Raw genomic sequence first — 11,351 nt, forward strand, 5'->3', positions numbered from 1 at the left:
TGTCATTCGAGCGGGGAACCGCTCCTTGCGGGACCAGTGCGCCCAGTGGCGTTTCGCCCCGTTCGCTGGTGGTAGCAGGATGACCTCCTCGCGCGAGAACGGTGCCGGCCGTCGGCAGGGCGAATCCAAGCGGAGGCGCCCCGAGCGACGACGCAGGGTGGCTCGGGCGGCTCTGCTTCCGCAGCTGCTCACTGCAGCCGTCGAACTCGATCCCGGCAAGATTGCCGTCTCCTTCGGCTCCGCCACCATGTCGTACGAGGAGCTGGACCAGCGCTCGTCACGGCTGGCCCGAGTCCTGATCGGCCGAGGTGCAGGACCCGATACCGTCGTGGCGCTCGGGATCCGTCGGTCGATCGAGTCCGTGGTGGCGATCTGGGCAATCGCGAAATCCGGTGCGGCGTACGTGCCCGTCGATCCGAATCTTCCCGTCGAGCGCATCACTCACATGGTGACCGACTCGGGCGCGGATATCGGCATCACCATCGGTGAGTTCTCCACCCGGCTGCCGAGTGGGCCACGGTGGCTCGTCCTGGACGAAGCCGAAGCGCAGGCCGAGATCGACGGCGCGTCTGCGGAACCGATCCTCGACGAGGATCGACGGTCGGCACTGCTCCCGGAGCACCCCGCATATGTCATCTATACGTCGGGGTCGACCGGCACTCCGAAGGGTGTCGTCGTCACCCACACCGGATTGCAGCCTCTGGTGGAGACGGCCTCGGAACTCTACGGTCTCGACGAGACCACGCGGTTTCTGCACATCTGCGCACTGAGCTTCGATCCGTCCGTGCTCGAGCTCCTGTGTGCGTTCCACCGCGGCGGCTCGCTGGTGGTCGCACCGCCGGACATCATCGGTGGTTCGGAGCTCACCGAGCTGCTGACCGAACAGCGGGTCACCCACACCATCATCACCCCTGGCGTGCTGGGAACCGTGGACGCGGCAGACCACCCGAACGTGCGAGTGGTCTCGGTGGGTGGCGACGCCAGCACCGACGAGCTCGTCGGTGAATGGGCTCCGGGTCGGACGTACTTCAACGGGTACGGACCCACCGAGACCACCATCATCTCGTGCTACGCCCGCCTCGAGGCGGGGCGCGGCGTCACGATCGGTAACCCGGTACCGCGCACGGCGGCAACGGTTCTGGACAGTCGTCTGCAGCCGGTGCCCGACGGCACTCCGGGAGAGCTGTACCTCGCCGGTCCTGCGCTCGCTCGTGGTTATCTGGGCCGCAGTGGACTCACCTCGGACCGATTCGTCGCGAACCCGTTCGGAGGACCGGGCGAGAGGATGTACCGAACCGGTGACCTCGTGCGAGTGGTGCCGTCGACAGCGGCCGAGTCGGCCGGTGAGCTGCAGTACCTCGGGCGCACGGACTTTCAGGTCAAATTGCGTGGGCTCAGAATCGAGCTCGGTGAGGTCGAGGCGGCGCTCACCCGTCACCCGGCCGTGAGTGGTGCGGTGGCACTGGTCAATTCCGACAATGCGAGCAACCAACTGCTCGTTGCGTACCTCACCACCGATGCTCCGGTGGAGCACGACGCGCTCGCTCAGCTCGTTCGTGAGCAGCTCCCGTCGTACATGGTGCCCGCAGTGTTCGTCGATCTGGATCGATTCCCGTTGAACGCGAACGGAAAACTGGACCGGGCAGCTCTTCCCGAACCCGATCTCTCTGCGGCCGTGGCGAAGTACCGCGCGCCGGAGACCGAGACCGAAACGGTACTCGCCGACGCATTCGCACACGTTCTCGGTGTCGAACGGGTAGGTATCGACGACAACTTCTTCGAGATCGGTGGCAACTCGCTCAGCGCGACCCGCGTCATCGGGCGGGCCAATTCAGCGCTCGGCATTCGAATCGACGTCAGGGCGTTCTTCGAGGCACCGACCATCGCCAGGCTCGCGCGGATGGCCGATGAGGAGATCGAGCGCGGTGCCGGTGGCCGACCTCCGCTGCAACCGTACGCGCGGCCGGCGCAATCGCCGTTGTCACTGGCGCAGAAGCGAATGTGGTTCCTCAACCAGTTCGAGCCCGAGTCGTCGGTGAACAACATTCCGCTGGCGATCCGACTGACCGGAGCACTCGACACAGCGGCATTGGTGGCCGCGGTTGCCGACGTGGTCGGGCGGCACGAGCCGCTGCGCACCGTGTATCCCGAGGTCGACGGCATCGGTCAACAGGTTCTCGTTCCGGTTGCAGACGCGCTGCCCGATCTCGAACCGCTGGACATCTCGGCCGAGCAGATCGCACCGCGGATCACCGAAACCGTACTCGGCGGGTTCGACGTCACACAGCATGTTCCGTTGCGCGCGAGACTGTTTCGGGTAACCGGAGACGAGCACATCCTCGTACTCGTGGTGCATCACATTGCCGCGGACGGCTTTTCGTTGGTACCACTGACTCGTGACGTCATGGTCGCATACGGTGCTCGTGCCGCCGGTCACGCCCCGGACTGGACTCCGCTTGCTGTGCAGTACATCGACTACACGTTGTGGCAGCGCGATGTCCTCGGATCCGAGGACGACACGTCCTCGTTGATCAGCGCCCAGGAATCTTATTGGATCTCGGCCTTGGCGGGCCTGCCGGACCAGTTGGATCTGCCGTCCGATCGCCCTCGACCGGCAGTATCGACCGACGCCGGTGCCGTGTTCACCGCGCACCTCGACCCGGACATCGCCGATCGAATCACCGCCGTCGCGCGCTACCACGACAGCACCACGTTCATGGTGGTGCACGCGGCACTGGCGATCGTTCTTGCCAGGCTGTCCGGCACCGACGACATCGCCATCGGCACACCGGTTGCGGGGCGCGGCGACGAGGCTCTCGACGATGTCATCGGCATGTTCGTCAACACGCTGGTGCTCCGGACGGAGGTGAACCCGGCAATCGCGTTCCGTGACTTCCTGACCGGGGTTCGCGAACTCGACCTGACGGCGTTCGGCCACGCCGACGTTCCGTTCGAGCGATTGGTCGAAGTGATCTCACCCGCGCGCTCGACGGCCCGGCACCCGCTGTTCCAGGTCATGCTGTCGTTCGAGAACATCGGCGTGACCGCACTCGAGCTTCCTGGCTTGACGATCTCGGCCGTCGACATCGACGTGGTCAGCGCCAAATTCGATCTTCAGATAACCGTCGAGCACACGCCGAGCACCGACACCGAACCTGCAGCGATGTCGGTCGCGTGGACCTACTCGACGGACCTGTTCGACGAAGGCACCATCGGCAAGTTCTGGGACCGATTCGTCTCCGTACTCGATGCGGTCACTGCGGACCCGGCCGTCGTGGTGGGGGACATCGACGTCCTGTTCCCGTTCGAGCGGGACAACTTCGACCGGATCGTCAACGACACGGTCCAACCCCTGCCCGACGCGACATTGGTCTCGCTCTTTCGAGATCAGGTGGCCAGGACTCCGTCTGCGCCTGCTGTCGTATTCGAGAACGAGACACTCGACTACCGCACCTTCGCTCAACGGGTCGATCAGTTGGCCCGCTACCTGGTCGCTGCGGGCGTCGGCCCCGAAGCTCGTGTGGGACTGATGATTCGGCGTAGTACGTCGATGCTCGTCGCGATGTATGCGATCCTCGAGGCAGGCGGGGCCTACGTCCCCGTCGATCCGGACCAGCCGGAGGAGCGAATCGAGCACATTCTGAGTACCGCCGAGCCGGTTCTGGTGCTGACGGCGGGCAGGGTGCCTTCGATTCCGAGCGTGTCGTCCACAGCGGTCGACGTCGATACGCTCGACCTGAGTGGGTACTCCGCGGATCGACTTCGCGACACCGAGCGACTCGACGTTCTCCGTCCGCAGAACACGGCCTACGTGATCTTCACGTCGGGCTCGACGGGCATGCCGAAGGGTGTCGCCGTGGCGCACTCCGCGGTCTGCAACTACCTTCGGTGGCGGCAGGACAGATATCGACTCGGCATGGACGATTTTGTCCTGCAGAAGACTCCGGTGACCTTCGATGTATCGGTGTGGGAGCTGTTCTGGCCCCTGCAGACCGGGGCAACTCTCGTGCTGGCCGTCCCCGACGGGCATCGTGATCCGGCGTACCTGGCGCGTGTCATCGTCGAAAAGTCGGTCACAACAGTGCATTTCGTTCCCTCGCTGCTCGCCGTGTTCGCCGAGTTCGAGGGGATAAGCGAGGCGCGCACGTTGACTCGGGTGTTCGCATCGGGTGAGGCGCTGACCGCGAAGGTGGCACATTCGGTTCGACACGCCCTCCCCGGTGTACGCGTGCACAACCTCTACGGACCCACCGAGGCCGCAGTGGAAGTGACCGAACACGAGGTCGACGATTCCGATCAGGGGGGTGTTCCCATCGGCAGGCCGGTGTGGAACACCCGTGTCCACGTGCTGGATTCACGTCTGCATCCCGTCCCGGCCGGGGTCGCCGGTGAGCTCTATCTGGCGGGCGTGCAACTCGCACGGGGATACATCTCACGTTCGGATCTGACGGCGGACCGTTTCGTGGCCGACCCGTTCGGCAACGACGGAAGCCGTATGTATCGCACCGGTGACCGAGTCACCTGGACCGAGGACGGCGAGATCGAGTACATCGGCCGGACGGACTTCCAGGTCAAGCTTCGTGGGCAGCGGATCGAGCTCGGAGAGATCGAAGCGGCGGTGCTCGCGGACGAATCTGTTTCGCGCACCGTCGTCATGGTCCGAAACGACGACGCCATCGGAGACAAGCTGGTTGCGTACGTGGTGGCCGCACCCGGCACAACGGTGGACCAGACGGCACTGTTGGCAGGAGTGGGCCGACGCGTACCCGAATACATGGTGCCTACCGCAGTGATCGTGCTGACCGAATTCCCTCTCGGTTCCAGTGGCAAGCTCGACCGCAAGGCGCTCCCGGCTCCCGCCCTCGACACGGGGGCGGGTTTTCGAGCACCGTCCACCGATGTCGAGAGAATTCTCGCGGGCGTGTTCGCCGACGTCCTCGGTCGCGAGAACATCGGCGTGGACGATTCGTTCTTCGCTCTCGGTGGCGACAGCATCGTCTCCATTCAGCTCGTCTCACGCGCCAAGGCCGCCGGAGTGGCCATCACTCCACGGGACGTCTTCGAGCGCAAGAGTATTGCCGGCTTGGCCGAGATCGCCGGACGAAGTGGCGAGACCGTCGCCGTTCTGGACGAGCTCGACGGCGGAGGAGTCGGCTGGATGCCACTCACGCCTTTCGCACAGTCGTTGGTCACGCAGGGAGGCGGATACTCACGGTTCACTCAGAACCTCACCGTGGAGCTGCCGCAGGCCGTCGACCGGTCCGCGCTGGTGGCAACCCTGACTGCGGTGGTGGATCACCATGACGCTCTGCGATCGACGCTGACACACGACCACCGTGGATTCGGACTCGACGTTGCCGCCCCGGGGCAGGTCGATGTCGATGGGCTGATCGACCATGTGGTCGTCGATCCGTCCGCGTCCCCGGACGATGTCACCGCAACGGCCTCGGGAGCGCTGGACGCAGCGCTGTCGCAATTGGATCCGTCCGCGGGCGTGATGCTTCGCTTGGTGTGGATCGATTTCGGCACCGAGAGAACCGGTCGACTGGTGATCGTCGCACACCACCTGGTCATCGACGGTGTGTCCTGGCGAGTGTTGGTTCCGGACCTGATGTCCGCTTGGATTCAACTGTCGCAGAACGGCATTCCCAGCCTGCCTGCCGTCGGCACCTCGCTGCGCCGGTGGTCTCACGGCCTGGCCGCGGATGCCCGTTCCGCGCGACGCATTGCCGAACTGCCTTTCTGGACAGCGATCGGCTCCAGTGCCGATCCAGCTCTCGGTGCGCGGTCGTTCGACCCGACCGTCGATGTGGCGGCAACGGTGGAGCGTTTCGATGTCGCCTTGCCGGCGGATGTGACAGCGGAGCTGCTGACCTCGGTCCCGGAGTTCTTCCGAGGCGGAGTCAACGACGGGTTGCTCGCGGGCCTGGCGCTCGGCTTGGCGCACTGGCGGAGCAGGCGCGGGGTCGAATCTGCAGTCGGCATCGTCCAGCTCGAAGGGCACGGACGAGAAGAGGACGTCGTACCCGGCGCCGACTTGTCTCGTACCGTCGGATGGTTCACGAGCGTGTTCCCAGTGAAGCTCGACCTGACCGGAATCGACGTCGCCCAGGCATTGACCGGAAGCCCGGAAACCGACCGGGCGGTCAAAGCGGTCAAGGAACAGCTGTTGGCCATCCCGGACAAGGGGATGGGCTACGGCATGCTCAGATTCTTGAACGAGGACACGGCACGCGACCTGGCTCCTCTGTCTGCTGGTCAGATCAGCTTCAACTACCTCGGCCGCGTCACCGCGGGCGACATCCCCGAAGGATTCGACACGGTCGGTTGGCTGCCGGCGCAAGATCTCGGAGACCTGAACGCGATCGGCAATGCCGATATGCCGGCGAACAAGACCGTCGACATCAACGCCGTCGTCGCCGACTCGCCCGAGGGTCCGCGTTTGCAGGCAACTGTGGCCTACGCGTCCGGTGCCCTCGACGGCGAGGATGTTCGCGAATTCGCAGACCTGTGGATCGAGGGTTTGACCGCGATCGCGCACAGAGTCGCGACCGGGACGGCGGGCGGCCTCACACCGTCCGACGTTCCGTTGGTGACGGTGACTCAACGCGAGTTGGAGACGTGGGAACGGCGGTACCCCAGCGTCTCCCGGGTGTCGGCCGTCGACGATGTGTGGCCGCTCGCCCCGCTGCAGGCAGGGCTGCTGTTCCACGCGCTGCTCGCCGACGAGTCCGTCGACGTCTACACGATGCAGATCGTGCTGGCGCTGGAAGGCGCGGTCGACGCGAATCGGCTGCGCAGTGCGGCCCAGGCGCTACTCGATCGCCACGACAATCTACGCGTCGTGTTCGGCGAGGCCGGTGACGGCAGCCCAGTTCAGATAGTGCTCCACGACGTCGAAGTACCTTGGCAGGACGTGAATCTCGGCGGGACGCCCGTGTCGGAACGTGATGCTGCTGCAGCCGCATTCGCTGCCGAGGATCAAGCTCGTCGGTTCGATCTGACCACGGGTCCGATGCTGCGTTTCAGCTTGGTGAAGCTGGACGACACTCACTACCGGTTGGTCTTCACCAACCATCATGTTCTGCTGGACGGATGGTCCCTGCCGCTGCTCATGAAGGACTTGATGGTCCTGTACGCGGTGAAGGGCGACGCCTCGGTGCTTCCCCGCACGCGTTCGTACCGCAACTTCCTGGCCTGGCTCAGCGGACGCGATCGGGCCGAGTCCATCGCTGCCTGGACTCGTGCTCTGAGCGGTCTCGGCGATCCGACATCGGTCGCCGCTGCATCCGGGCTTCGTCAGATTTCGGCACGTTCAGGTCGAATCGAAGCAGCCTTGGACGAATCGACTACGACGGCCCTGGTCGACATCGGCGCTCGTCTCGGAGTCACCATCAATACCGTGGTCCAGAGTGCCTGGGTGATTCTGCTCGGGAGGATGCTGGGTCAGGACGACGTGGTCTTCGGCGCGACCGTATCCGGGCGTCCCGCCGATCTCGTCGGGGTCGAGGACATGGTGGGCTTGTTCATCAACACCATTCCGGTGCGGATTCGGGTGGACGACACCGAGTCCGTCGAGGCATTTCTGACCCGTACGCAGTCCGAGCAGGCCGATCTGCTCGAGCATCACCATGTGAGTCTGACAGACATCCACGGTGCCGTCGGCCGGAGCGATCTGTTCGACACGTTGACCGTCTTCGAGTCGTATCCGGTCGATCGAGAAGGTCTGGCCGAGCAGGCGACGGCTATCGACGGCATGTCCGTCGTCGGTATCGAATCGGACGACAACACGCACTATCCGTTGACCTTGTTGGTCGTCGCGGACAGCCGAATTCGGTTCACGCTCAAATACTTCAGCGATCTCTTCGAGTTCACAGATGCAGAACGCATCGTGGAACGGCTCGTTGCTCTGCTTACGGCCATGGCGTCGGACACGACGAGCTCGATCGGCGAGTTGTCGGTTCTGCTCGACGGCGAACACCAACTGGTCACGTCGGAATGGAACCAGCCGGGTGTCGACGTCGGTGAGTCCGACACGCTGGTTTCGCTGTTCTCGTCGAGCGCCGCCCGGTATGCGAATTCCACTGCGCTGACGGTCGGAAGCTCGTCGCTGAGTTACTCGGAACTGGACCGTCGCTCGAATGTACTGGCGCGCAGGTTGATCGAGGACGGTGCCGGTCCGGAACGGTTGGTTGCGGTCGCCCTGCCGCGCACTGCGGAACTGATCGTGGCGCTGCTGGCCGTATCGAAGACCGGCGCGGCGTACCTACCGGTGGACCTGACCAACCCGGCCGAGCGCATTGCCTACATTCTCGACGACGCACGACCGGTATCGGTCGTGACCGACGCAGCAGGCAGCGAGACCATCGACGCGCCCTGGGCGTCCATCGTGACCCTCGGCCATCCCGACGAGGAGTCGGCGACACAGGCGGACGGTCCGATCGGGGACCACGAGCGGACAGGGGCGCTGCGGCCCGCCAACGCGGCGTACGTCATCTACACATCGGGTTCGACCGGACGCCCCAAAGGTGTTGTGATCTCACACCGTAACGTCGTCGAGTTGTTTGCGAACGTAGGATCGAAATTCGACTTCGGATCCGACGATGTGTGGACGATGTTCCACTCGTTCGCGTTCGACTTCTCGGTCTGGGAACTGTGGGGACCGCTGCTGCACGGTGGCCGGTTGGTGGTGGTGGACTACTTCACTTCTCGGTCACCGGAGGCCTTTCTGGACTTGTTGACTGCAGAGAAGGTGACGGTGCTCAGTCAGACGCCGTCTGCGTTCTATCAACTGGCGGAGGCGGACCGTGTGGCCGGTGGCGCCGATCTGACATTGCGTTACGTGGTGTTCGGCGGCGAGGCCTTGGACCTGGGACGTCTGACGGGCTGGTACAGCAGGCATGCGAGCGCACCGGTCCTCGTGAACATGTACGGAATCACCGAAACGACCGTGCACGTATCGTTCCACGAACTCGACGAGTCGATGGCGGTGCTCGGGGCGGCGTCGGCGATCGGGCGCGGGCTGCCCGGCTTCGGTGTGTACGTTCTGGACTCACGACTGCGGCCCACCGCAGTGGGGATGCCGGGTGAGGTCTACGTCGCGGGCAATCAGCTCTCACGGGGTTACACGGGACGCGCTCCGCTGTCTGCGTCGCGATTCGTGGCCGATCCGTTCGATCGGCTCGGGGGACGTCTGTATCGCACCGGTGACGTGGCTCGCTGGAATTCGAGCGGAATTCTCGAATACGCAGGGCGCAGCGACTCCCAGGTGCAGCTGAGAGGCTTCCGGATAGAGCTGGGAGAGATCGAGTCTGCGTTGCTCCGTGCCGACGGTGTCGCCGCAGCCGTGGCGGAAGTGCGGTCGAGTCGAGAGTTCGGCGATCGCTTGGTCGGGTACGTGGTGCCTGAGTCCGGTAGTCACCTCGACGTACCGGAACTGCTCACCAGCATCGGCGGATTCCTGGCGGGCTACATGATTCCGGACTCGATCGTCGTGCTCGAAACCCTGCCTCTGACACCCAACGGCAAGTTGGATCGGCGGGCGTTGCCGGATCCGGTGTTCCAGGCGCGGGAGTATCGTGCGCCGTCGACTCCGGTGGAGGAGTTGGTGGCGGGGGTGTTCGCCGAGGTGTTGGGTGTGCCTCGGGCGGGTCTGGATGACGATTTCTTTGCGTTGGGTGGTAATTCGTTGGTCGCGACGCAGGTGGTGTCGCGGTTGGGTGTGGCGTTGGACGCGTCCGTATCGGTGCGGGTGTTGTTCGAGTCGTCGTCGGTGGGTGCGTTGGCGGCCGTGTTGGAGTCGCAGGTGGGCAGTGGGGGACGGGTTGCGTTGGTTGCAGGACCGCGACCCGAGCGGATTCCGTTGTCGCTTGCGCAGCAGCGTTTTTGGTTCTTGAATCAGTTCGACACGTCGTCCGCGGTGGACAACATCCCGCTGGTCGTCAGACTGTTGGGCGAACTCGATGTGGAGGCGTTGCGGGCTGCGGTTGCCGATGTGGTGGAGCGTCACGAATCGCTGCGCACGATGTACCCGGCGTACGAGGGTGTGCCCTATCAGGAGATCGTGGCGGGGGATGGTGCGGTTCCGGTGATCGAGTTGCTCGATGTGGATCCGGCGTCGTTGCAGGAGAACGTCGTTCGCTTCATGATGCGTGGTTTCGATGTTGCGGCCGAGATCCCGTTGGCGGGGCGGGTGTTCCGGCTCGGTGAGCAGGACTTCGTGTTGGCGTTCGTGGTGCATCATATTTCGGCGGACGGTGCGTCGATGGGTCCGTTGGCGCGAGATGTGATGGTGGCGTACGAGTCTCGATCGCAGGATCGGGTGCCGCAGTGGCGTCCGCTGGAGGTGCAGTACGCGGATTTCGCGCTGTGGCAGCGTGCCGTACTCGGGTCGGAGCAAGACCCAGGTTCCGTCGCGTCCGAACAGACCTCGTACTGGCAACGCACTCTTGCCGGGCTCCCGGAACAATTGAATCTGCCGTCCGACCGGCAACGACCCGCGCAACAGAGTTTCCGCGGTCGCACCGTTCGATTCACGATCGATGCGTCGCTGCACGACGATCTCGTTTTGTTGTCGCGGGCGACGAACGCAACATTGTTCATGACCGTGCACGCTGCACTGGCAGTACTGCTGGCGCGGCTGTCGGGGACGAGCGACGTCGCTGTGGGTACTCCGATCGCAGGGCGAGGCGCGCGTGAGCTCGACGACCTGATCGGGATGTTCGTCAATACGTTGGTGCTGCGTTCGGAGGTGAATCCTGCAGCGTCGTTCGACGAGTTGTTGGCGGCGACGCGGATGGGGGATCTGGGTGCGTTCGCGCATTCGGATGTTCCGTTCGAGCGGTTGGTCGAGGTGCTCAATCCGGCTCGTTCGATGGGCCGAAACCCACTGTTCCAGGTGGGGTTGACGTTCCAGAACCTTGCACAGTCGGATTTCGAGTTGGCTGGATTGCGTGTCGGTTCTGTCGACTTCGAGATGTCTTTGGCGAAGACGGACCTCCAGCTGACTCTGCACGACCGATACGGCGACGATGGCGCGGCGGCCGGAATTGCGGCCGAATTCACTTATGCGACCGACCTTTTCGATGAGTCGACGGTGGCCGGCTTTGCGGATAAGTTCGTGGCGGTGCTGAAAGCTGTGGTTGCGGATTCGGGTGTTGCGGTGGGCGATATTGCTGTGCTGGCGGATTCGGAGTTCGAGGAATTGGTGGTCGGGCGCAATGCGACGGCGGTGATCGTCGACGAGGTGTTGCTGTTGGATGGTTTCGATGCGCGGGTGGCGGCGGATCGGGATGCGGTGGCGATCTCGTTCGAGGGTGTGTCGTTGACGTACGGCGAGTTCGATATGCGGG

The 11,351-nt window shown here is 64.2% G+C and carries 1 protein-coding gene; it reads left to right on the forward strand.

Going from position 1 to position 11,351, the window contains the following annotated elements; all coding sequences use genetic code 11:
• Window positions 1-79 precede the first annotated feature (79 nt).
• A partial coding sequence (locus tag CH275_RS27940; RefSeq protein WP_143546901.1) for a non-ribosomal peptide synthetase occupies window positions 80-11,351 on the forward strand: 11,272 nt, incomplete at its 3' end.

This window comes from Rhodococcus sp. 06-235-1A (assembly GCF_002258785.1).
Taxonomy (GTDB): domain Bacteria; phylum Actinomycetota; class Actinomycetes; order Mycobacteriales; family Mycobacteriaceae; genus Rhodococcoides.